The organism is Pseudohongiella sp. SYSU M77423 (assembly GCF_029911965.1).
Lineage (GTDB): Bacteria > Pseudomonadota > Gammaproteobacteria > Pseudomonadales > Pseudohongiellaceae > Pseudohongiella.
Window position 1 is genome coordinate 302076 of the sequence record NZ_JARYTH010000003.1, and the last position, 23866, is coordinate 325941.

Sequence of the window (23866 nt, forward strand, 5' to 3'; positions counted from 1 at the left end):
ATGACTATCAATATCGGTATCTATATTTATGAACGGGCGGAGGTGCTGGATTTTTCGGGCCCTTTTGAGGTGTTCACAACCGCCACTCGTATTGCAGGACGCGAGGCTTTCAAGCACGGCGAGCCAGTCTTTAATACCTGGCTGATCAGCCAGCACGGCGGCCTGGTGACTGCGCGGGCTGGCTATCAGGTCATGTCAGACTTCAGCATGGAGGAACATCCACACCTTGATGTGCTGCTGATTTCCGGAGGCGACCACACAGATGAAATGCACAAGCGGCCAGTGCAGCAGTGGCTGGCTGGCGCTGCTGCCACAGCCGGGGTGGTCGCTTCTGTCTGCACCGGCGCCTTTCTGCTCGCGGCGGCAGGCATATTAAAAAATCAAAATGTAACCACCCATTGGGAAGACAAAGCCGATCTGAAACGCCAGTTCCCGCATCTGCAGGTCGATCCCGACCCGGAAACACGCTGGGTCGTTGCTGACAATATTGTGACCTCAGCGGGGATTACAGCAGGCATCGACATGAGTCTGTATCTGGTGTCGCGATTAATATCGCCGTCCCTGGCACGGGCCACTGCAACCCAGATGGAGTTCAGCAGCCCTGCTCTGGACCTTATGCCCTGATCCTCACGGGGTCGGATGAGCCGGCTGCTTTGACCAGCTTTCCGCTGCTGGCTCCGTCTTCGCCTGCCAGTCCCAGTTGCCGGGCTCGTCGCCAGCCCAGGGTTGAGTCACCTGGCTCATACACGCGCAGTTTGCCATCAGGCGCTGCAAGATAGATCGGGATCTGCCATTGCTCTGCCAGTTCCGTGTCAGTAGTAGAAAAGTAGTTGCGGGTCCAGTGTGGTGCGCCATGTGTATGCCAGAAAGCGACTTTCTGTGCACCGGCCGGCACCTGGATAGTGACGGTTACCTGGTCATGTCCAGCATGGCCTGCACCCACCGTGTAGCCGTACAGCGTAATCCCGTTGCTTGTCTCGCTAAAAATGATGCCCATGAATTCACGATCTTCTTCGACAGACACCGGGTTGTAAATATTTGCGGCATGGATCACCGCCTGTGTTTCGGAAGTAAACTGCGCAGGCATAATGATTGACGATTGGCCGGCATGGGCAGCACCCGCAACCAGCATGTTGACGCCTGCCAGAATCATGGCAAATGAGAAGTTCAGACTCATACCTGGTACCTCGTGGCTGATTGATCAGTGAGGTCAGGATCTCAGTCATTACTTCGCAGAGCCTTTGGGTATCCGGAAGAATGCTTCGGAAAACCTTCGGATTACGTTCGTACGTTGACCCGAAGAAAATTTAGGCGTATTTAAACCTTTCAGTGCACTCGTGCGTCAATGTAACTGTCAAACAAGTGCCGGAGAGCTAATAATGAAGAATGATCGGGAAGGATTTCGACTGGGGGAGTGGCAGATAATTCCGGAGGCAGGAGTATTTGTCAAAAACGGGCATCATGTTCATGTTGAGCCCAAGCTGATGGATTTATTGCTGGCACTGATTGCCGCACCCGGCCAGTTTGCCAGCCGGGAGCAGTTACTGTCGCAGGTGTGGCCGCGCGTGGTGATCAATGAAGAAGTGCTGACACGTGCCGTGTCGGAACTGCGAACCTTGCTGGGAGATACCAGCAGAGAGCGACGTTACATCGTGACTGTGCCCAAGCGAGGTTATCGTCTGATCGCGCAGCCGCAGGCACTCGAATGCGACATCAGCCAGGCTAAGGTAGCCACAAATTCGTCGCCAACAGCACGTTCCTGGCCAGCGCTGCGCATGCCAGCCTGGGCTCTGGCAGCAGTGCGTGTGATGCACGCCACCGCCATGACAGTTGGCTACGTCTTCCTGGCAGCAACTGCAACGCTTACCTGGGAGCTTGCCGATAACGGCATGACAGAGGTGTCGCTGGCCAAAGTGGTATCCGACAAGGCAGAGACATTACTGATGCTGCCCGTGCAGGCGTCGCACGACTATGACTCTGGCTGGTTGACCCGGCGTGTTGTGTCGGTTGTCACGGATGGCCATTCAAGCCAGCAAACGCTAGAGTGCAACGCAGTTGACGAAGAGGAAACCCACCTCCACTACGCAGGTGAGCGCTCCACAACGGTAGGGCTTTACAACAACAAACTCTCCTGATCAGTTGACAGACTTGTCCGCGCCTGCAAAAGTGCCAACCCAGACGATTGCAGGCAGGATGAGGCTCCCATGGACCAGCAGATGATGAACCTGTTTGCCGTACCGGTTTGTCGGGCACAACTGGGGCGGTCATTCAGTGAAAGCGAACAGGCATTTTTTCGGGAAGCGCTGCAGCAGCCAGTGGCGGCCATCTCCAATTTCTCTTCTCAGGACAAACATGTTCTGAACGCACTACCGATGCAGCAGATCAAGGCCATGATCGAGACACAGCTTGCTGCGTATATGGATACCGTATTCAAGACTTCCAATGACGTCCGCCTGAAAATCACCCAGTCCTGGCTGACCCTGTCGGGCAAGGATCAGTCGCATCACATCCACACCCATCCCAACAGTGTCGTAAGCGGTGTTCTCTATATCAATCTGGCTCAGCGTGACGGTATCAATTTCTATCGCAATGAGGATCAGCTGTGGTTTGAATTGATGCGCGAGCAGGAAACCTATTACAACGCAAAGCACTACTTTATTCAGGCCGAGCCGGGTGATTTGCTGCTGTTTCCATCACACATTCGACATGGTGTGCCTCCAGTGCAGGAGGATATTCAGCGCGTCAGCCTGTCGTTCAACACATTCTTCTCCGGCAAGCTGGGACGGGATGAGTTCTCCAATGCTTTGAACATAGAGGTGTCATGAAGGAACAGACCAGTATTGATATCAAGCAACTGATGGCATTCAGCCAGGCCATTGCCCGACAGGCAGGCGCAATGATGCTGGCGGAGCTTCAGGCACAGGGTGGTCCGGAGAAATCCTATAAGCATGCCGGCCAGGAAATGGTGACTGAGGCTGACATCAAAGTGGATCGGCTGATCTGTGATGCCATACGTGACAGATATCCTGACCATCAGATACTGGCTGAGGAGTCGGCGCCGGATATTAATCAGCTCAGCAGTATCACCTCGCCTCTGTGGATTATTGATCCGATCGACGGCACCGTGAACTATGCCCATGATCATGGCCATTCTGCCGTTTCTATCGCGTGGTTGTCAGAGGGAAGGGTGATTAGTGCGGTCGTCTACAACCCTTTCAGCGATGAAATGTTTCACGCCATAGAAGGCCAGGGTGCCTTCATCAACGACACAGGCATAAAGGTTGGCGAGAAGCAGGATTTGCGCCGGGCACTGTTTGCAACGGGTTTTCCCTACATCAAAGAAGACATGCAGCTACTGGTGCAACGCCTGGACGTCATGCTGCAGCACTGCGCGGATCTGCGTCGGATTGGATCGGCGGCTCTGGATATCTGCTGGGTAGCCGTGGGACGGCTCGATATCTATTACGAAAACCTCAGTGTCTGGGATTTCGCGGCAGCTCAGCTGATTGCCCGCGAGGCTGGTGCCCAATACGGACATTTTCTGCCAGTACCAGAGGGGGTGAGCCCTGTGCTGCATAATAAAAACATCCTGGTGGCGAATCCGGTACTGTTCGAAAAGGCCCGCGAGCTGCTCGCTGAAATTGGCTGATAGCCTTCTTAAACTGCTGGCGTCCGTCCTATTGATCAGGACCATAGTGGCTGAAATTCCCGGCACCATCCTCCTGGCACAGAGCCAGCCAGTTGCGAATACCTGCCGTTCGATACTTCTGCTTGTGAATAATAAAGTAGAACTGGCGCACCCAGTCGCGATGGGGCGCATACAGCGGGAGCAGGCTGCCACGCCGGAACGCTTCCTGCAGCGTAATACGTGACAGACAGCCAATACCCAGGCCAGCCTCGACAGCACGTTTGATTGCCTCGGTATGCTGCAGTTCCAGTCTCACATTGATGCGTGGCATCAGGCCGTACATCGCGTGTTCAAAGCCCTGTCGCGTACCGGAGCCTGCTTCACGGATAATCCAGTCGGCGGTCCGCAGGTCATCATCATCCAGCGTCGGCCGTCCGGCAAGCGGATGGTCTGGCGCGCAAAACAGGGCCAGTTCATCCTGATACCAGGGGATGACGTCCAGATTGTCGTCCTGTTGCTCACCCTCGACCAGGCCGACATCAAGTTCGAAATTCAATACGCGCTGGGTGATCGCACGCGTATTTTCTACAGTCAGATCAACGCGCGAGCCCGGGTAGCGATTCATGTACTCCGCCATGATGGGGACGGCCAGATAATTACCAATTGTCAGTGTTGCACCTACCTGGATATGGCCTATTTCGCCACGCTCGGCCAGCAGATTTTCGAATTCGGCGGCCTGGGCGAGCAGGGCTTCAGCGCGCGGTCTGAGACTTTTGCCGAAATCGTTTAGCTGCAGTCGTTTGCCGATACGGTCAAACAGTTGTATGTCGAATCGCTGCTCCAGCTCTTTCAGTGAGGCGCTGGCCGCGGACTGCGACATTGACAGGGCGTCGGCGGCCTGAGAGACATTCTCATGCCAGGCAATGGCTAGAAACACTTCGAGCTGTCTGATGGTGTAATGCATGGCAGATCTCCGTCTTATCCGCGTCGTGAACCTTATATCTATAAAATCGATAAAGGATATTTTATTAAATCATTTTATTTATATTGATGTCGACCTTACCATGGCGCCATCTAATCCATCCTGTATGAACGACGAGGAAGTGAAGTTATGGCGGCAATATCAAAACAGAGTGTTACCAGTGTTCATCACTGGAACGAGTCCCTGTTTAGTTTTACCACCACACGTGACAAGGGCCTGCGTTTCGAGAATGGCCATTTTGTCATGGTTGGCATGGAAGTCGATGGACGACCCCTGATGCGCGCATACAGTATCGCCAGCGCAAACTACGATGAAGAGCTGGAGTTCTTCAGCATCAAGGTTCCGGATGGTCCGCTGACCTCACGCCTGCAGAACATCAAGGTGGGCGACGAGCTGCTGATCAGCAGCAAGCCGACCGGCACGCTGGTTGCCGATCACCTGCTGCCTGGCCGTAACCTGTATCTGGTTGGCACCGGCACTGGCCTGGCGCCTTTCATGAGCATCATTCGCGACCCTGAAGTTTATGAGCGATTTGAGCGTGTTGTGCTGGTGCACGGTGTTCGTCGTATCATCGACCTGGCGTATCGTGACTACATCACCAATGAGCTGCCCAACAATGAGTTCTTCGGAGATATCGTTCGCGAGAAGCTGGTCTATTATCCGACCGTGACGCGTGATCCGTTTGAAAACCAGGGGCGTGTAACTGATATTCTGGAGAATGGCGCACTGGCCGAAAAAATTGGCCAGCCCCAGCCTGACCCGGAGCATGATCGCTTTATGCTGTGTGGCAGCCCGTCCATGCTCAAGGATATGGTCCGCATCCTGGAAGCTGCCGGGTTTAAAGAGTCTCGCCATGGCATTCAGGCAGATTATGTAATTGAGCGCGCTTTCGTGGAGTAAAGGCGAGCCGCATGACTCTGTGGTCATGACTGCACGTACCAGCTGCTGAAAGCCCAATAAAAAAGCCCGTTGTCATATAACAACGGGCTTTTTTTTGTGCCGCCGTGAAATTCATTCGGTCACGGCCTTCGCTGCTGACCACAGTGGGCCAGCCCAGCGATATCAGCTAAGGAAGTAACCAACCAGACAGCCTTTGGCGTCCGGGATGTCGTTCATGTTGACGGATCCGCCGGCCATGATGGTATCCAGCGCATCACGCAAATAATGGTTCTCGGTGGTCACGCGCTGTGTCTCGTAGCCCAGCGAGTCATCGATCGGGCCCCGATAGTGCACTTCACGTGTGCGAGGGTCGATGATGAATACTTCTGCAGTACGTTCCACACCCAGCGAACGTGCCACAGACTGGTCAGCATCCTTCAGGATCGGGAATGTGATATTGAACTCTTCAGCTTCTTTAGCGATGCGCGGAATGTCATCCTGCACAAATGCGTTCAGCATGAGGAATTCAATGTTCTTGTCCATGTATTCCTGACGAATTTCCTGGTACTTGGGTACTGACAGGCGGGCGATTGGACAGCCGGAGCCGTGCACATACATGACAACATATTCCTTGTCTGCGTATTCATCCAGCGTGTGCATCTGACCCATATGGTCCTGCAGCTCAAATTCCTTGATGGTTTTCAGGTAGCCATCTTCCTGGGCCATGCTAAGTGACGACCAGCCCCCCAGCATCGCCAACATCATTACTGCCGTTATCAGCTTGCGCATGGTTTAAACTCCTTTAATGACATTGTCAGCCTCACTTTATACCGCTCTTCTCATGAATTAATTTCATGGTACTCCCAAGCAGCGGTATTTTGATAGCTGTTGTACGACTTACACACCCTAATAGACCAACAATCTTGACCTGCATCAAGGCTCTAATTGTGACGATTTGTGAGATATTTCAGTAAGTAGTGCAACAGATCGAGCGTTCGACGAAGATAGCAGAGGGCTGGGGGCGGCACCAGTGCTGGCCGTCACCGATGCTGTGCTCCAATCCAGTTGGTACGAAGTGCCCGTAACAGGGTATAGTGCTGCCACTGTTCAGACTAATGGCCTTTCAAGGAAGTTGACCTGTATGCGTTCTGCTGTATCGCGATTCTATTCCCGTCTGGTATTCGACAAACCCTGGCTTGTTATCGCGCTATTGTTGGTGATAACCGGCGGGTTCGCCTGGTATGCCCAGTACTTTCGGCTGGATGTTTCGGCGGATTCCTTGATGATGGAGGATGATGAGGACCTCGAGTACTCACGAACCATCAATCAGCGTTATGGAGTGCGCGACTCGGTCACGATCGCATTCACGCCACGGGATATGGACCTGCTTAGCGACGAATCGCTGGCCATCATGGCGTCGATCCGTGATGAACTGCTGGCCATGGAGCGCATTGTCTCTGTCGACAGCCTTCTTAACGTGCCAATTTTTGGGGATACCCCGCTGACCGGGATATCCGAGGATTATGCCACCGTGACCGATGATGACATCGATCGCGAGGCGGCACGTCAGGAGCTGCTGAACAATCCCGTATTTAACAATGCGATTATCAGCCCTGATGGTCAGACGGGAGCCATGCTTGCGACGTTCCAGCAGGATGAGCGCTACATTGAACTGATAAATCGCCGTACCGAGCTGCTTAACAAGGAGGCCGCGGAAGGCCTAAGTGCGCAGGAACGCGAAGAGCTGGCGCAAGTCAGTGCAGAGTTTGACGCCTATAGCGTTGAGACAGCCGAATTGCGTCATCAGGATATCGCGCAGATACGCGAAATCCTCAATGGCTATCAGGATGAGGTCCAGCTTTACCTGGGCGGAGCGCCGATGATCGCCGACGACCTGGTCACCTTTGTCCAGAATGATCTGGCGACATTCAGCCTTGGCGTTTTTGCCTTTATAGTGATTGCGTTGGGGCTGATCTTTCGGCGTTTGCGCTGGGTGTTTCTGCCGCTGGCCTGCTGTGCCATAGCCGGGCTCATCGTGGTCGGTATCCTCGGTGTCATGGACTGGCGGGTGACAGTCGTTTCATCCAATTTCATGTCGCTGCTGCTGATCATCACCATCTCGCTGACAGTGCATCTGATAGTGCGCTACCGCGAGCTAAGGGCATCGCGGCATTACAGTCCTCACGATCGGCTTCTGCGCCACGCGGTGCTGGTCATGTTCAGACCCTGTCTGTACACGGCGCTGACCACTATCGTGGCGTTTGGTTCGCTTGTAGTCAGTGGTATCACGCCCATCATTTCCTTTGGCTGGATCATGGTCATGGGCGTGCTGACAGCGCTGATCGTAGTGTTCCTGCTGTTCCCGGCCTTGATGAGCCTGCTACCCAAAGAAAAGCTGGCTGACAGACCTATGCGCAAACTGAATGTAACAGGCGCACTGGCGACACTGACTGAGCGTCACGGCAAAGCCCTGCTATGGGTATACGGACTGGTATTTGTTGTCAGTGCAGTGGGCATCTCGAGGCTGCAGGTGGAAAACAGCTTTATTGATTACTTTGATGAAGAAACCGAAATCTACCAGGGCATGAAGCTGTTTGATGACAAGCTGGGTGGAACGCTGTCTTTTGATGTGCTGGTCCAGTTGCCTGAGGTGCAGGACAGCTTCGATGATGGGTTTGATGACGGTTTTGACGATGGTTTCGACGACGGCGGGTCTGATCAGGACAACAATGCGTACTGGTTTACTGCCGATAAAATGAATGAAATCAGACGTATGCACGAATACCTCGACGAGCATCCGCGAACCGGCAAAGTGCTTTCATTTGGGGCTGTTGTGCAACTGGCAGAGCAGCTGAATGGCGGAGAGCCGGTAGATAGCTTTCTGTGGGCGCTTTTGTACACCATGCTGCCGGAGGACCTGCGCTCCACGGTGCTGACGCCATTTGTGTCCGTTGAGCACAATGAGGCGCGCTTTAATGTCCGGGTGATTGAATCCGACCCGGAATTGAACAGGGATCAGTTGATCAGGGAAGTCCAGCAGGGCATGCAGGAAGAATTTGGCCTGGAGGCCGATGAGGTGCGCGTCACCGGCATGCTGGTGCTTTACAACAATGTGCTGCAAAGCCTGTATCAGTCGCAGATCCTGACACTGGGTGTGGTCCTGGGTGCCATCATGCTGATGTTCCTGGTGCTGTTCCGTTCGCTGAAAATTGCTGTGTTGTGCATCATTCCGAATGCGATTGCAGCGGCGCTGGTGCTCGGCATCATGGGATGGCTGGGAATACCGCTGGATATCATGACCATCACCATTGCAGCTATCTCGATTGGTATTGGTGTCGACAATACAATCCACTACATGCATCGTTTCCGTCGCGAATTCCATCGCATTGGCAACTACCGCGAGACCATGCACTACTGTCATAACAGTATTGCCCGTGCCATGTATTTCACATCGCTGACGATCGTGGCCGGCTTCTCGATTCTGGTGCTTTCAAACTTCATACCAACGATGGTATTCGGTCTGCTGACCAGTGTCGCCATGGTGGTTGCATTAATTGGTGCGCTGACACTGCTGCCGCAGCTGCTTATCACATTTAACGCGCTTGGCGACGAACAGCATCCTGACGGGGAGCATCGCCAGGCCGTGGTATGATATTGCGCTGTTTTGTTTGCCTATCGCAATTTGTCAAAGATACTTGGAGAGTCTGTTATGCAAGAAGTGTTGTCCGCCCCTGAAGCGCGGGAACCAGCCACTGGGCGTTTACTGGATGAAAAGCTGTTCCAGGCCCGCGCGGTTACCATTTTTGGCGAAATCAACGACAAGTTGGCCCGACAGGTAACCGAGCGTCTACTGGCGCTGGCTGGTGAGAATGACGATCCCATCACACTTTACATCAGCTCCCCGGGCGGGCACGTTGAGTCTGGTGATGTTGTTTACGACATCATCAAATACATCAGGCCTGAGGTGCGGGTTGTCGGAACCGGCTGGGTGGCCAGCGCAGCGACAAATATCTATCTGGCGGCAAGGAAAGAGCATCGTTTTGCCCTGCCCAATACCCGCTTCCTGGTACACCAGCCCTCAGGTGGTTCGCGAGGCAGTGCGTCGGACATCAAGATTCAGGCTGAGCAGATTGTCAAAATGCGGGCTCGTATCAACAAGTTGATTGCCGAGGAAACCGGTCAGCCAGTAGAGCGAGTTGCCAAAGATACTGATCGCGATTACTGGATGACGGTTGATGAGGCAATTGAATACGGTATTGTTGGAAAGTGCATCCGTTCCATGGATGAGCTGGCCTAGGTTGGCCTGAAAGGGCTCAGTCGCTGCCTTCCAGCTTGATAAAGCGCGCCTGCTGGTTACTGACCAGCGTGCAGATCACATGATAGTCTGGCTGGCAGCTCATGGGGCGAACAATGGCGCTCAGCGGGCTTTGCAGTTGCACGAGTACAGTTGCTGAAACGCCCTGATAGTGCACATCAACCGTCGCTGAGTTGCCATTTATGCGTCCCTCGCTGGCTTGCCATTGCAGGCCGGCCGGGGTCCGGGGCAGCAGTTGAAAGCGGTCACCACTTGCCTGCAGTTCGAGGCTGAACAGCGTACCCTCCGCAAGCCACTGCCCGTGCCAAACATCTCCGGAGTAACTGTCATCAGCTGCCTGTGCCAGTGCTGGCAGCAGCCACAGACATCCCAGCGTGCCGATTGCCAGCCACGTACGTCGCGGATTAACTGCAGACAGGCACTTGTCGAAAAACGTTCGTTGCTGCATATCAATCTCCATTACGAAGCTGGAAAGCCAGTATATCAGTAAATCCTGTGGCAAAAAAAAACCGGAGTGCTTTGGGGCACACTCCGGCAATGAGGGATCGTTGTTCAATGAACCTTCCTAAACGATGGAGCAATCATACGTCGCGGCAGTGAATAGATAAAATGAATTAAATATATTAAACTGATATGGTAAATGTATCGTTAACGGGGAGACTATGAGTCATTTGCCGACCACTAAACAGCTGCGCTATTTCGTTGCACTGGAGCATCATGAACACTTCGGAAAAGCAGCAGAATCCTGTTTTGTGTCGCAGCCTGCGTTCAGTGTGGCGATCAAAGAACTGGAGAACATGCTCAATATTCAGTTGGTCGATCGCACTAACAAGAATGTGACCATCACCAGTCTCGGACGCGATATCGCCAGGCAGGCACGTGTGGTATTGAGGGATCTGGAAGACCTGGTGGAGATGGCCAGGGGAAATCAGGCTCCACTGACCGGTCAGCTGAAGCTGGGGGTTATTCCGACCATCGCTCCATTCCTGCTGCCTGCGCTGTTGCCAGCTTTACGCGAGGCCTACCCCGACCTGAGGCTCTATTTGAAAGAAGACCTTACCGAGCGTGTCTACGAGCGCTTGATGGAGGGTGAGCTGGATCTGCTGCTGGTTGCATTGCCGTATGAGCTGCGCAATGTGGTGGAGATGCCCTTGTTTGATGATCATTTCTTTCTGGCACACCACAAGCGCAGCCGATTCGTCAGCGCCGACTACGCCAATGTCAGCCTGCTGCCCAGTGACAGTGTGCTGTTGCTGGAGGACGGGCATTGTCTGCGCGATCATGCGCTATCAGCCTGCAACATCAAAAACGCCGACAAAGTCAGCAGTATTACCGCCACCAGTCTTTTGACGCTGGTACAGATGGTCGATGCGGATCTGGGTGTCACCTATCTGCCGGAGATGGCCATCCATAGTCCACTGCTCAAGAATACCCAGATTGCGACAGAGCCGCTGGAGCCGGGCAGTTATCGTCAGATCGGCCTGGTCTGGCGTAAGGCCAGCACACGCCACGACGAATTTGCCATGCTGGGTGATTTTATCCGCAGTCACTATCGTCCCGCCGCGGAAACCTGAACAACGTCGCGCGTTTCCTTGCGTGACTTTTGACCGATTGACGTTTATGGGCGGTCTCTGTTGTAGTACAACGTGTATGAATCCATTCATTTTTGTTGTTCTGGGTAAGAGGTTTTCCCATGAAGTTTTCTGACACCCTGAATTCCCTGCTGACGACCAGCTGCATGATGCTGGCGCTGGCGGTCACCCCAGCGGTGGCCCAATCGAGCGATCAGGACGCGATGCGCGCTGCTGATTTCACCTTGATGGATCAACATGGCAAGGCATTCAATCTCCACTATTACGGTCAACGCCGCGCCGTCATCCTGTCGGCACACAGTCACGATACCGGGCAGTCAGCAGAGGTCGCCCGGACTCTGCAGGCGCAGCCATGGCTGGAGCGCGGAGTTCCGATTGCGCTGATCAACCCCGTCCCGGACACGGCCCGGGAAACACTGCTGGCGCATGCCGAGCAGCAGAATATTGAATTACCAATCCTGGCAGACGATGCCGGACTGATTGCGCATACTTATCAGCTCGATCTGGTAGGCGAAACGCTGGTGATTGATCCCAATCGCTGGGAAGTCAAATATCGCGGTCCTGCACTGGCTGCTGATGGCTCTGTGCATCCGGAACTGAGGGCTTCTGTGGCCCAGTTGCTGGAGCAGCAGCCCGGAGACTACCGCGAGGTGGCCATGACGGATGCAATGCCATTGCCTCGGCACGCAGCGCAGCCTGCTACTGCAAGCTACAGCGACACGATTGCGCCAATGCTGATAGAAAAATGTGCGGACTGTCATCGCACTGGTGGCATAGCTCCCTGGGCAATGACCAGCCATGCCATGGTGCAGGGCTTTTCACCGATGATTCGGGAAACGGTACTCACGCGCCGTATGCCACCGTGGCACGCAGACCCGGAAATTGGTGAGTTTGAACATGATCTGAGCCTGAGCGTTGATGAGAAGCGACAGCTGGTCGGCTGGATAGATGCAGGTTCACCGCGTGGCGAAGGGGCAGACCCCTTGACGCAGATTCCGGCAGCAGAAACGGAATGGGAGCTTGGCGAGCCAGATCTGATTGTTGATTTACCTGCCTTTGATATCCCTGCAACTGGTGTGCTGGATTACCAGTTCTTTGAGGTTAAAAACCCTCTGGACAGAGACGTCTGGGTGAAGGCGGTGCAGATATCACCCGGCGATCGTCAGGTTGTACATCACGCGATTGCAACCTTTGGTGCCAGCTCCACGCTGGGCGCTGACTCTGACAGTGGAGAGTCTTTGTTCCAGCCGCAGTTAATGACGTTCGTACCAGGTAATGAAACCTACATTTACCCAGAAGACACGGGTGTTTACGTACCTGCCAACAGCTCCTTCTTTACGCAGATGCATTACACAACCTATGGCCGTGCAACCAGCGACCAGACGCGTATCGGCCTTTATTTCGCGGACGAACCGCCGGAGCATGTACTTCAGCACTACTCGATTCTGAACCTGGAGCTGGAGATTCCGGCAGGCGAGGCTGAGCACCAGGCTGAAGCCTACTTCGAGCTGCAGCGTGATGCAGTGATTTATGCCCTGTTCCCGCATGCGCACTATCGAGGCCGGGCGTCCGAGTTTGCGATCCGTTATCCGGATGGTCGTGAGGAAGTGGTGCTATCGTCGCCTGATTACGATTTCAACTGGCAGCGTTACTTCCAGTTCAAAGATCCTATCGAAGCGCCAGCCGGTACCAAGATCATTCACCGGACGACCTACGATAACTCCACGGCAAATCTCAGCAACCCTGATCCCAGCGTGGATGTCACCTTTGGTGAGCAGACCTGGGAAGAGATGCTTTATGGTGGCGTTTCGTTCCGCTACGCCGAGCCCGGCGAAAATGATTTCGAGATCAATGTGGATGACTACATGACTTCCATAGTCATGGGTTACATGGACACCAACATGGATGGGCAGATTGCCCTGACAGAAATGCCCGAGGGTGCCCGTCAGTCCATGGTTCTGCCGTTCACCATTCTGGACAAGGACAAGTCGGGTGGGCTGGATTTTGACCAGTTCCGTCAGTTTATGGTTCAGACTGGAATGTCACAGAACCGCTCCCTGGTTGAGTGACTCCAGAGGGTCGGTGGCCGCAATGCGCGACCATCGACCCTTCTATCTTTTCTGATCAGGCGCGATTCCCGCCACGCTCTTCCGGTGTTGGCAAAAACTGATAGTGCCGCAACGGCAACTCCCTGACCCGCTGACCCGTCAATGCGTACAGTGCATTGGTGACGGCAGCGGCAATTGGCGGGGTGGCTGGCTCACCAAGACCGCCGACCGGGGCACCCTCCGTTTCCAGAATTATAACCTCAATTTCCGGCGACTGTGCCAGGTGTAACATTGGGTAGTCATGGAAGTTGCTTTCCTTGACTTTGCCTTCCTCAATTGTGATCTGGCCATAAAGTGCTGCGGTCAATCCATAGATGATCCCGCTTTCAACCTGCGATGCAGCGTTGTCGGGGTGCACCACTCGTCCGCAGTCAATGGCACAGACCACTTTTTCAACTTTCACTTCACCCGCCTCGGTCAGGCTGACTTCAGCAACCTCGGCAACAATGCTGCCAAAACTTTCCTGCAGGGCGATGCCGCGCGCGCGGCCAGCCTGCGGTGGTGTGTTCCAGCCAGCCCGACTCGCAGCCTCTCGAAGCACCCGCTGGTGTCGGGGTTTGTCGCTGAGATAGTCCAGACGGAACTGAAGAGGGTCGCGTTGTTGCTGCCAGGCCAGTTCGTCTGTAAACGATTCCAGGAAGAATGTGTGCTGGGAGTGCGCCACACTTCGCCAGGCACCAAATGGCACGTGCGTCGGGCTTTCCACATAATCGATTTTCTGGTTGGGAATCTGGTAGGCAATATGAGCTGCCTCGGCGGGTTCATTCTTGCCGATGTAGGCATTTTCCCACGCGATCAGCTTCCCGTCGTTATCGAAACCGGCGCGGAAACGACTGGCAACCGCTGGACGGTAATAGTCGTGGCGGGTATCTTCCTCACGGCTCCAGAGGGTCTGCACGGGCACGTCAAACTGCCGGGCGATCTGTGTTGCCTGAATAATGGTGTTGGTTGATGTTGGCAAACGCCGACCAAAGCCACCACCCAGGTAAAATGGGTGCACTGTCACCTCTGTCTCATCCAGCCCGGCGGCGCTGGCGACCTGACCCCGAATGCCCAGATTGTCCTGCGTACCGGTCCAGACCTCACAGCGGCCATTCGCAAAATGAACGGTGCAATTCATTGGCTCCATGGCGGCATGAGCCAGATAGGGTACGCGATAGCTGGCGTCAACAACGCTGGCAGCGCTCTGCAGCGCCCCGGACGCGTCTCCGACGGCAACGTCTTCATTACGTTCACCAGATTCAAGCGCGGCATCATATTCTGCAAAGATGTCGGCACTGGAGCGCTGATCGTGTTCGGTGCTGGTGAAGTGCGGGACCAGCTGCTTCAAAGCCTCACTGGCGCGCCAGTAATTGTCGGCGACAACAGCCACGGCGTCTTCCAGTTCGACCACTCGGACCACGCCGCGGCGTTGCATGACGGCATCAATATTTTCCACCCGCTGCAGCTGGCCACCGAATACCGGCGCTGTGGTAACGGCGGCATAAAGCATGCCTTCTGGCCGGGCGTCGATCCCGAACTGGGCAGTGCCATCTACCTTGGCTGGAATATCGACGCGTGGAAGGGACCGGCCCATCAACGTGAATTGCTCGGGGCGCTTGAGTACCGGACTGCGAGGTGGTTCATAAGTGGCAGCCAGCGCCGCCATTTCTCCAAAGTTCGCGGTACGGTTTGATCCGGGATGCGAAATTACGCTGTTGGCGACCTGAATCTCGTCCTCGCGTACCTGCCACTGCTCGGCAGCAGCCCTCACCAGCATCTGTCGGGCTGCCGCACCGGCTGTCCTCATACCCATCTCTCCGGTGAAGCGGACTGAACTGCTGCCGCCGGTGATCTGCATGTTCATGATTTCAGCGGCTTTCAATGTCAGAGCGTCCATACCGCGATCAAGCAGAGCGGGCACGCTGAAGCCCATTGAGGCGGCGAAGCCTTTGATCAGGACGCCGTTGGCAAACAGGTCATCTACCGGTGCCTGCTCAACGCGGACCAGGTTCCAGTCGGCATCAAGTTCATCGGCAGCCATCATAGGCAGCGATGTAAGTACGCCCTGCCCCATTTCGGAGTGGGGCACGATGACGGTAACCTGATTGTCCGGATCTATTCGCAACCAGGTGGTCAGAAATGTCTGGCCCTGTGCGGCGTGATTTTCATTCGCGAGACTTTGACGGCTTGGACGGCTGGCAGCGTAACCTACCAGCAGAGCGCCACCGGCGAGGGCGGTGCCAAGCAGAAAACGACGACGATTAAGTTTCATACGGTTTCCTCCTGGCTGCGGCTGGCCTGTCTTGCCGCGATCAGATCGCGCACAGCTCGACTGATGCGCGGGTAAGTGCCACATCGGCATACATTACTAAGACTGTTTTTTATGGCCTCTTCATTGGCGTCGGGCTGGCTGTCAAGCAGAGCGCTGACTGCCATGATCATGCCAGACTGACAGTATCCGCATTGCGGAATCTGATGCTCGATCCAGGCATTCTGCACATCTGTGCGCGCAGCGCTGACGGAGCTCTGTCCGGCACTATGACTAGTGGCACTATGGGCCAGTCCTTCGATGGTGGTAACGTTTGTGTTTTGCACAGCGCTGACGGGTGTTACGCAGCTGCGCACGGCGCGGCCGTCCACATGCACTGTGCATGCGCCGCAGGCGGCAATACCACAGCCGAATTTGGTGCCGGTCAGTCCCAGCTCGTTGCGTAGCGCCCAGAGCAGGGGCATCTCCGGTTCGATGTCCAGCGAGTGTTGCTGTCCGTTGATAGTGAGCTCGATCATTGAGGGCCTCGGCAAGTAATGTTTCGGGTGCTTAAGAAAGGTATTCGTGTCAGGGAAGATAAGAGAATATAGCAGAATATGAATTGCTTCAATTTTCGCGGGATTGCAGGATATTTTTATGCGGCAGACAGAGCTGCAGGTGCCGCAAACCGTGCATGTATGAGGGCAGTTGCGTGAAGGCCGGAATGTATATTCAGACTACCCTCGCACAGGTAAGCTTTGGCATGTCGCTGGCTGAATCATTGCCGGTCACGCTTGGGCAACTGGAACGCAGCGGGCAGTCCGCGAATCGGGTAATGGCGTTTGTTTCTGCAACGCTGCAACGCAATCTGAATCTGGAACAACAGCTGAGAAGCATCATAGGTGACCGACTGGTAGCCTGTCATGATGGAATTCCGGCGCACTCACCCAGACCGGCTGTCTGGCAGGCCATGCAGATGGCCAGACAGCACGATGCTGATGTGCTGCTGTCGATCGGGGGCGGATCCATTATGGATGCCTGCAAGCTTATCCAGCTTTGCCTGAACGCTGATATTCAGGACGAAGATGAGCTGCTGCGTTATGCTCGACGCGGAGATGGCAGTACGGGAGATCTTTATGGAGCCTCGGCTGATAAATCGTCCAGGAGTGCTGTTTGCCAGATCGCCGTACCCAGTACCCTGTCTGGCGCCGAGTTCAGCGAGAATGCTGGCATTCTGAATCCGGTAACAGCCAGTAAAGAAGGATATCGCGGTGCTGGATTGAGTCCACGTGCCATTATTTACGACCCGCACCTGGCTCAGCACACCCCAATGTGGTTATGGCTGTCTACAGCTGTCAGGTCACTGGATCATGCTGTGGAGGGTTACTGCTCTGCGGATGCCTATCCGTACCTGCAGGGGCAGTACCTGGCCGCCATGAGACTGTTTTCAAAGTCGTTGCCTGATGTCCTGCGATCACCGCAGGACGATGAGCTGCGGACAGTTTTACAGCATGCTGTGTGGCTGGCGGGTGCCGCGCTTGGAAAAGTGCGCCATGGCGCCAGTCATGGCATTGGGTATATTCTGGGCGCACAATGTGGTGTGCCGCACGGGTATACGTCCTGTGTCATGTTGCCCGCGGTGCTCAAATGGAATGCGCAGGAAACAGTCATTCAACAACGTGAAATGGCTGAGGCGATGGGTGCCGGCGAGACACCATTGGGAGACTGGCTGCAGGACTGGGTTAGAGGCATGGATCTGCCAGCCAGCCTACGGGACCTGGGCGTCGGCAGAGAGCAGCTGGCGCGGATCGCAGAGTCTGCTGCGCGACATCCGGTCGTGCGCAACAATCCACGCAGCATCCAATCATCAGATGAGGTCATGCAAATACTGGAGTTAGCCTGGTAGAAAAATTGTGAACGATTGGCGGTTTTCGGAAACTGCCAGGTATCTGTCACGGAAATCGTCTAATTCAACGAATTAGGCGTTGACGGCCGCGCCATTCGGGATCAAAGTAGGGCCGCATATTTAGCGATGTGGTACAGCAATTATCTTAATTTTATGCTTATTGAAAAGAAGGGGAACTCATAATGATCAATAAAACAGGAAAGCTGGTAGCGGGTATGCTGGTAGCACTCTTTTTGGCAGCCTGTGCTGGTACAGGCCCGCACCCGGCAGTGGGTGAGTGGGTAATTACCATCGATACACCCATTGGTGCCATGAACGCCGATCTGACTATCAATGAAGATCTGACTGGCAACATGAGCTCGCAGGATATGGGTTCATCCCCGATTCACTCTGTAGCGATCGCCGGTGACACACTGTCATTTGCTACCGACATTGACGCCCAGGGTACCTCCATGACGCTGGCCTTCACCGGCACAGTTGACGGGGATATGATGAGTGGTTCGTTTGATACCGACTTCGGTCCGATCCCTGTTACTGGTCGTCGCGCCACTAACTGATTGGTCTAGCGTCCAGCTTGCCACTAATACATCGAAGCCGGGTCTCGCCTGAGGCCCGGCTTCGATGACAATTAACGTTTGCCTGCTCCTGCTCCTGCACCTGCACCTGCTCCTGCGCCGCGCCCGATCGTTCCGCTATTTCTTTCACTTCTCTGTTGTCCCTGCTAACCTCTGACTAGATGTTATCGACATCGATGACAAGCTTGTACTGTGCACAATTAAAAGAACTATCAGGGGGAGTCGCGATGCACCGCACACCATGCAGCGCCATGCTGCGTAATCGCTGTAACAGGGCAAAGGGGCCTCGCGGCATCATTACACTGCTGGCGCCATTCATACTGACGCTGAGTTTTGCCGGGACAGTATCGGCTCAGCAGCCCGCCTCACCGGAGTTGCCACGCCAGCTGGCCTGGACAGCCTACAATCTAGGAACAACCGGATACAATCAGTCGGTCGCGATTGGTGCGATGTTGCGTGACCGCTACAACATTACGCTGCGGGTCATCCCCGGTCAGAATGATGTGTCGCGACTACTGCCTCTGGTCAGCAACCGCGTCCAGTTCTCTGCCAACGGGGTAGCGACCTATTTTGCGCAGGAAGGTGTTTATCAATTCGCCGATCCCCAGTGGGGCCCACAGGCGCTGCAGTTATTGATGACCTCCAACGGCCTGAGTAATCAGGCTGTTGCAGTGGCGGCTGATACCGGCGTTACCAGTTTCGCAGAGTTGCGCGGGCGTCGTGTGCCCTTTGTCAGGGCGGCGCCCGCGCTTAATATCTCCATGGAGGCCTACCTGGCCTGCGGCGGTTTGACCTGGGAAGATGTTGAACGCGTTGACTTTCCTGGCTACGAGGCCATGTGGGAGGGCGTCATCAATGGCGATGTCGATGTTGCCTTTGGCACAACAGTGTCCGGCCCGACCCGGCGTCTGGAAGCTTCGCCAAGAGGTATTGCCTGGCTGCCTGCGCCTCATGATGATGAGGCATGCTGGCAGGGCATGCATTCGGTAGCTCCATACTTCACGCGCCATATGGCAACCCGTGGTCCCGGCATCAGTGACGAGCAACCGCAGGAAGCAGGCACCTATCCCTATCCCGCATTGATCGCCCAGTCCACCCAGGATGAAGAAATGGTGTACTGGATGACCCGAGTGATTCATGAAAATTTCGATGACTTCAAGGACGCTGACCCAGGTGCAATAGGTTGGCAGCTGGAGCGGCAGGTGTTTGACTGGGTTGTTCCCTATCATGCGGGTGCGGTTCGCTACTGGCGTGAAATCGGTGTCTGGACCGACGAGCTGGATGCGCATAATCAGTCATTGCTGGAACGGCAGCGTGTGCTGGCCGAAGCCTGGGAGGAAGCAGAATCAGCCGGTATCCGGGACCGCGATGAGTTCAGCGAGCACTGGCAGCAGCTGCGTGCCCAGCGGCTCGAGGCAGCCGGTTTTGATCCTGTATGGGAGACCTGGGACTGATGTCGCGATCCACAACCGAGATGCCAGTTGCGGTACGCTGGCTGCTGGCACTGTCAGCGATACTGTGTATTTTCCTTGCCATGGATTCACAGCGACTGCTTTCTGAACAGCCACTGATGGATTTTGTGATTACTGTTCAGAATCATTATTACTATGCTCTGCTTGGGCTGTTGTTGCCGCTGAGTTTTCTGGTGTTTCCCCCATTCGCCAAAGCTCGGCGCTACTGGTACGACATCATCCTGTCGCTTGTCACGTTTGGGATATGTGCTTTCTTCTTTTTCAGTGCAGAGACCATGCTTGACTATGGCTGGGAGTTCGCCGCACCGACCCATGCGGTCTGGATGGCTTACGCGCTCTGGGCACTGACCCTGGAAGCCGTGCGTCGCTGCGGTGGAACAACCCTGTTTGGACTGGTGCTGGTATTCTCAGTTTATCCGGTTTTTGCTGAATTGATGCCCGGTCCGATCTCTGGAATGTCATCAACTCTGGCCAATACTGCCTCGTACCACGTGATGAGTATCGAGAGTATCCTGGGTCTGCCATTTAGAGCCTTTGCACAACTGGTGATCGGTTTCCTGATTTTTGGTGTAGCTTTGCAGCATACGGGAGGTGGTCGTTTTTTCATTAACCTGGCGTTTGCCCTGTTTGGCCATGTCAGAGGTGGTTCAGCCAAAGTCGCCATCGTGTCCAGTGGACTGATGGGTTCCATGAGCGGCAGTGTCATCACTAACGTTTTAACGACTGGCCAGATGACTATTCCGGCAATGAAGAAGGATGGTATGTCACCAGCTTACGCCGGTGGGGTCGAGGCCTGTGCTTCAACGGGTGGCGTGCTGCTGCCGCCAATCATGGGCTCCACCGCGTTTGTCATGGCTACATTTCTGAATGTGCCCTACACCTCGGTAGCACTGGCGGCGGCAATACCTGCGCTGCTGTACTTTTTTGGGCTGTTTGTGCAGGTGGATGCCTACGCTGCCCGCACCGGCCTGAAAGGCACGCCGCGCGAGCAATTGCCAAAACTGGGAGAAACGTTTCGGGATGGCTGGTACTACATCGCGTCATTCGCAGTCCTGATTTTCCTGTTGATCGTCATGCAGCGCGAAGCAGCTGCGCCGTATTTTGCGACAGGCATGCTGCTGGCACTGAATCAACTGTCGCGTGTTCATCGCTGGAACCTGGCGGCTACAGGTCGATTCCTGGTGGCAGCTGGACGCTTGCTCGTGGAGCTGCTGGCCATTATGGCTGGTGTCGGTCTGATTGTTGGAGCCCTCTCCGTCACCGGGCTGTCAGGCACACTGGTTAATGACCTGTTATATCTGGCGGGTGACTCCATCTGGTTGCTACTACTGATGGGCGCACTGACCAGTTTTGTACTTGGTATCGGCATGACAGTGACTGCAGCCTACATCTTTCTGGCCATTGTGCTGGCGCCAGCGCTTGTGCAGGGCGGTCTCAGTCCGATGAGTGTGCACCTGTTCATCCTGTACTGGGGCATGCTGTCATTCATTACGCCACCTGTGGCACTTGGCGCGTTTGCGGCGGCCAGTATCGCTGGCGCTTCGTCGTTGACCACGGGTTTCAAGGCCATGCGTCTGGGAAGTGTGATCTATTTTATTCCCTTCTTTTTTGTGCTCGATCCGGCATTGATCCTGGAAGCTAGCTGGTGGCAGGTGATAACAGGTACGACAACTGTGGCGCTTGGAATCGTGCTGATTGCGGGAGCTTTGCAGGACTACCTGCCGGGATTGGGTTTTCTGGATCGTACTGGGGTGCCTGGCACTGGCGGGCGCCTGCTGACAGGTCTGGGTGGGATTTTAGTTGCCTTGCCCGGCCTTGAGACTTTCGGGCTGGCGGTAGGTGATGCGACGCTGCTTGGCGCTGGCGTTCTGCTATCGGCCGTCGGCATCCTATTGTGCAGACGGCCGTCACAGGCTATTGAAAATAAGGGCGCCCTGTCCTGATCAGGGCTGATAGCGATTGACTGGAGACGGCCCGAAGGATAACCAGGTTTGGGTACTGGTTTGTCCCACGCCCGGCCGGCTCCAGTCGCACACCCCTTCCGGGAATATGCTCTGCAGGCGATTCATCTCAGCATCAGTAAACGTGACCGCATAATCACTGATCTCTATTGGTTTAAGCTGGCACTTCATGATGTCATTGCTGAGAGGGCCGCCGGCCACCAGTCGCAGACCCGCATGTGGCGGATACAAGTGATTGCAGCGTCCGGCAGTATTGTCAAACAGTTGCTGAGTATCGAACTGTGCTGGCTCAACAATTCGCTCGCCGTCAGCGGCAAAGCAGTCGTCCAGCAATTGCGGTGGGCGTGCTGCCACGATTCTTTCTAGCAAGGGGGTCGACTCGTCCTCACGATCGATATTGCTCAACCACTCATCCATCAGGGACAGATTCTCATCCGCCAGTGATATTTCGCTGCCATGGCGTCGGATGACATAGTTATCAGCATGACCGTTATCCCGCTGCAGGCGTGCCCTGGTGGTGAACGAGTAGACGCTTGCGTGGAAGTTTCCCTGATCGTCCAGGTAGAGGCGATCGTCAATGATGGGCACACGTGCCAGACCGGCATCTCCGCTGGTGATTCGTCCCGTTTCATAGGCGATACGTATCGCGTCCGGGTCACCTTGTGTGCGTTCCGGGGTCAGCTGATAGTCGATATTCCAGCCGCCGAAATTCTCATTGATATCCAGAAACTGCTGTTTGGTGATCCGGCCGGCGTTCAGTGCCTCCAGTCCGTACTGCACCCCTGTGTTGTCGTGCGGGCTGCGGGCTACCTGGCGCTGTGTGGGAATCGAAGGAAAGGACTTTTCTCCAAATATGTTACGCATGCCGTCGTAGATTGAGCAACGAACGCCGTCCGGATTCTGCTCGGGATGATACTGCATGGCCTGCGGAATTTCGGCGGGACAGTCGAACGGTGAAATTCGGTCTGGTCGATCCCCCAGCGACTCATCGCACAAATACCAGTTTGGCCAGCCGCCAAGCACCGTGCGTGTTGCTTCATCGAGGCCATTATCGGGATTGTTTGCATACTGGCGCCATGGTCCGCTGCATTCCTGGGCATCTGTGAAATATGTGACCGCATCCGAAAATGTCATGCCTACCAGAAGCCCATCAAGAATGCCGGGGTAGGCGCCGGCTATCAGTAACTGTTGCATGGCGCCGCCAGAGGCGCCGCTGCCGATCGTGTGCACCGGCACACCGTAGTGCTTACTGAAGTGCTCTTTCACCATCATGGCTGTCTCTGCTGACAGGACATCGTTGCAGCCGCCCTGGGCATTTACATTGAGCGTTGACGATGCCACGGCATAGCCTTTCGCCAGAATGCTCTCTCTGAGAACGCCTCCTGTGCTGGTACCCTGAAAATAGCCAGCCTCGCAGCCGCCACCAAAGGTGTATACCAGTCTCTGATTCCATCCATCAGGAGCGGGCTCGACGGCACTCACGGTCTGTCCGTGCTGATACAGTGTGGCAATCTGGTAGATGGCCCGGTTAATGGAGCCGGTTTCCAGTCTGACGATGAATGGTAGCTGCTGGCCTGAAGTTGTTTCAGTGGTAGCCACATCGGTGGGTACCCGGGTCGGGTCTTGCAGCGGCTGAAAGCCTTCGTCTGAGACGCTTTTGTACAGGTAATCGACCCGGGTGGGTACAGAGCAGTCGCCGGCGGACTGACTAGTTTCGAGATACTCTCCGTTGCCGATTGCGAAGCGCCGCGGCTGTTCACTGCCGTCCTCAGCCTGCCGCGGGGCGAGTTCAGAAAGACACAGGTAGGGCTGTTGATGCTCGCCTGAGATGACGGGTCCGGTTATCGGATAATTGACCAGAGTAAGGGCAGCCTGGGCCGCGCCAACGGTCACCCGCACCTCATTGTCACCGTTTTTCAGACCCTCGATAAGGACTCTGGCGGTCTGCAGACCGTCAGCATCTGCCGGAGCGGGCCAGGTAAATGCATCATTATTGACATGAATCTGTGGCAGGGCGCCCTGGCTGTCGTAGACAAGTTCTACCAGCGCTGAACCACCGGTGACCAGATGCGGCGCGCTCGAAAGCATCTGCACATTGACTGACTCTGTGGCCGTTTGCTCTGGGCCAGAGCAGGCTGTCAGCATCAGGCCGGCAATGCTAAGGGCCAGAATCGAAGGGGTTCGCGAAGTGGTGAATGCCTGGGGCATGGCTGTTCTC

General features: G+C 55.2%; 20 protein-coding genes. 13 read left to right on the top strand and 7 right to left on the bottom strand.

Features of this window, described 5'->3' with window-relative positions:
* Entirely contained in the window at positions 1-624 is a 624-nt protein-coding gene (locus QGM61_RS09040; protein WP_272907146.1) for a DJ-1/PfpI family protein, read from the top strand.
* Here QGM61_RS09040 and QGM61_RS09045 read toward each other — a convergent pair.
* The gene (locus QGM61_RS09045; protein ID WP_237132093.1) at positions 614-1177 is read right to left on the bottom strand and encodes a DUF4329 domain-containing protein; all 564 of its coding nucleotides are present in this window, start codon (positions 1175-1177) and stop codon (positions 614-616) included. The two genes, QGM61_RS09040 and QGM61_RS09045, sit on opposite strands and share 11 nt — an antisense overlap.
* A gap of 202 nt (positions 1178-1379) precedes the next feature.
* Between QGM61_RS09045 and QGM61_RS09050 the strand changes: the two genes are divergently transcribed.
* The 3 genes from QGM61_RS09050 to QGM61_RS09060 all read left to right on the top strand — a co-directional run bounded on the left by QGM61_RS09050 (position 1380) and on the right by QGM61_RS09060 (position 3649).
* The gene (locus tag QGM61_RS09050; protein ID WP_281132756.1) at positions 1380-2135 is read left to right on the top strand and encodes a transcriptional regulator; all 756 of its coding nucleotides are present in this window, start codon (positions 1380-1382) and stop codon (positions 2133-2135) included.
* Between the two features lie 69 nt (positions 2136-2204).
* On the top strand, positions 2205-2825 hold the full coding sequence (locus tag QGM61_RS09055; protein WP_281132757.1) for a TIGR02466 family protein: 621 nt from the start codon (positions 2205-2207) through the stop codon (positions 2823-2825).
* On the top strand, positions 2822-3649 hold the full coding sequence (locus tag QGM61_RS09060; protein WP_281132758.1) for an inositol monophosphatase family protein: 828 nt from the start codon (positions 2822-2824) through the stop codon (positions 3647-3649). The genes QGM61_RS09055 and QGM61_RS09060 overlap by 4 nt, the downstream gene beginning before the upstream one ends.
* Before the next feature lie 28 nt (positions 3650-3677).
* On the opposite strand, the gene QGM61_RS09065 is transcribed toward QGM61_RS09060, so the two are convergent.
* The gene (locus tag QGM61_RS09065; protein ID WP_237132089.1) at positions 3678-4592 is read right to left on the bottom strand and encodes a LysR family transcriptional regulator; all 915 of its coding nucleotides are present in this window, start codon (positions 4590-4592) and stop codon (positions 3678-3680) included.
* 147 nt (positions 4593-4739) lie between these two features.
* Between QGM61_RS09065 and QGM61_RS09070 the strand changes: the two genes are divergently transcribed.
* A complete protein-coding gene (locus QGM61_RS09070) occupies positions 4740-5510 on the top strand; it encodes a ferredoxin--NADP reductase (RefSeq protein ID WP_281132759.1) in 771 nt (256 codons plus the stop codon).
* A gap of 162 nt (positions 5511-5672) precedes the next feature.
* On the opposite strand, the gene QGM61_RS09075 is transcribed toward QGM61_RS09070, so the two are convergent.
* Entirely contained in the window at positions 5673-6278 is a 606-nt protein-coding gene (locus QGM61_RS09075; protein ID WP_237132087.1) for a redoxin domain-containing protein, read from the bottom strand.
* 352 nt (positions 6279-6630) lie between these two features.
* Here QGM61_RS09075 and QGM61_RS09080 point away from each other — a divergent pair, with 352 nt between their 5' ends.
* Together QGM61_RS09080 and QGM61_RS09085 are read left to right on the top strand one after the other, a co-directional pair.
* Positions 6631-9141 carry an efflux RND transporter permease subunit gene (locus QGM61_RS09080; protein WP_281132760.1) on the top strand — a complete coding sequence of 837 codons (2511 nt, stop codon included), beginning with the start codon at positions 6631-6633 and terminating at the stop codon, positions 9139-9141.
* A 57-nt stretch (positions 9142-9198) separates the two neighbouring features.
* The gene (locus QGM61_RS09085) at positions 9199-9786 is read left to right on the top strand and encodes an ATP-dependent Clp protease proteolytic subunit (protein ID WP_237132085.1); all 588 of its coding nucleotides are present in this window, start codon (positions 9199-9201) and stop codon (positions 9784-9786) included.
* Between the two features lie 16 nt (positions 9787-9802).
* Here QGM61_RS09085 and QGM61_RS09090 read toward each other — a convergent pair whose 3' ends face one another.
* A complete protein-coding gene (locus tag QGM61_RS09090) occupies positions 9803-10252 on the bottom strand; it encodes a hypothetical protein (RefSeq protein ID WP_281132761.1) in 450 nt (149 codons plus the stop codon).
* Between the two features lie 214 nt (positions 10253-10466).
* On the opposite strand from QGM61_RS09090, the gene QGM61_RS09095 reads away from it, so the two are divergent.
* Together QGM61_RS09095 and QGM61_RS09100 are read left to right on the top strand one after the other, a co-directional pair.
* Positions 10467-11378 carry a hydrogen peroxide-inducible genes activator gene (locus QGM61_RS09095; protein ID WP_237132083.1) on the top strand — a complete coding sequence of 304 codons (912 nt, stop codon included), beginning with the start codon at positions 10467-10469 and terminating at the stop codon, positions 11376-11378.
* Between the two features lie 119 nt (positions 11379-11497).
* Positions 11498-13465, top strand: coding sequence for a peroxiredoxin family protein (locus tag QGM61_RS09100; RefSeq protein ID WP_281132762.1), 1968 nt, complete (start codon positions 11498-11500; stop codon positions 13463-13465).
* A 55-nt stretch (positions 13466-13520) separates the two neighbouring features.
* Here QGM61_RS09100 and QGM61_RS09105 read toward each other — a convergent pair whose 3' ends face one another.
* Positions 13521-15758, bottom strand: a complete 2238-nt coding sequence (locus QGM61_RS09105; protein WP_281132763.1) for a xanthine dehydrogenase family protein molybdopterin-binding subunit — start codon at positions 15756-15758, stop codon at positions 13521-13523.
* The gene (locus QGM61_RS09110) at positions 15755-16273 is read right to left on the bottom strand and encodes a (2Fe-2S)-binding protein (RefSeq protein ID WP_281132764.1); all 519 of its coding nucleotides are present in this window, start codon (positions 16271-16273) and stop codon (positions 15755-15757) included. Before QGM61_RS09110 ends, QGM61_RS09105 begins: the two co-directional genes overlap by 4 nt.
* 185 nt (positions 16274-16458) lie before the next feature.
* Here QGM61_RS09110 and QGM61_RS09115 point away from each other — a divergent pair, with 185 nt between their 5' ends.
* The 4 genes from QGM61_RS09115 to QGM61_RS09130 all read left to right on the top strand — a co-directional run bounded on the left by QGM61_RS09115 (position 16459) and on the right by QGM61_RS09130 (position 21630).
* On the top strand, positions 16459-17640 hold the full coding sequence (locus QGM61_RS09115; protein WP_281132765.1) for an iron-containing alcohol dehydrogenase: 1182 nt from the start codon (positions 16459-16461) through the stop codon (positions 17638-17640).
* Between the two features lie 182 nt (positions 17641-17822).
* Positions 17823-18197: a hypothetical protein gene (locus QGM61_RS09120; protein ID WP_281132766.1), complete on the top strand. Its 375-nt coding sequence runs from the start codon at positions 17823-17825 to the stop codon at positions 18195-18197.
* 245 nt (positions 18198-18442) lie between these two features.
* Positions 18443-19669: a TAXI family TRAP transporter solute-binding subunit gene (locus QGM61_RS09125; protein WP_281132767.1), complete on the top strand. Its 1227-nt coding sequence runs from the start codon at positions 18443-18445 to the stop codon at positions 19667-19669.
* Positions 19669-21630 (top strand): TRAP transporter permease, encoded by a 1962-nt coding sequence (locus tag QGM61_RS09130; RefSeq protein WP_237132076.1) that lies wholly within the window; start codon positions 19669-19671, stop codon positions 21628-21630. Before QGM61_RS09125 ends, QGM61_RS09130 begins: the two co-directional genes overlap by 1 nt.
* Here the strand turns inward: QGM61_RS09130 and QGM61_RS09135 are convergent, their stop codons facing one another.
* Positions 21631-23856, bottom strand: coding sequence for a DUF6351 family protein (locus tag QGM61_RS09135; protein ID WP_281132768.1), 2226 nt, complete (start codon positions 23854-23856; stop codon positions 21631-21633). It lies immediately after the preceding gene.
* Positions 23857-23866: the final 10 nt, after the last annotated feature.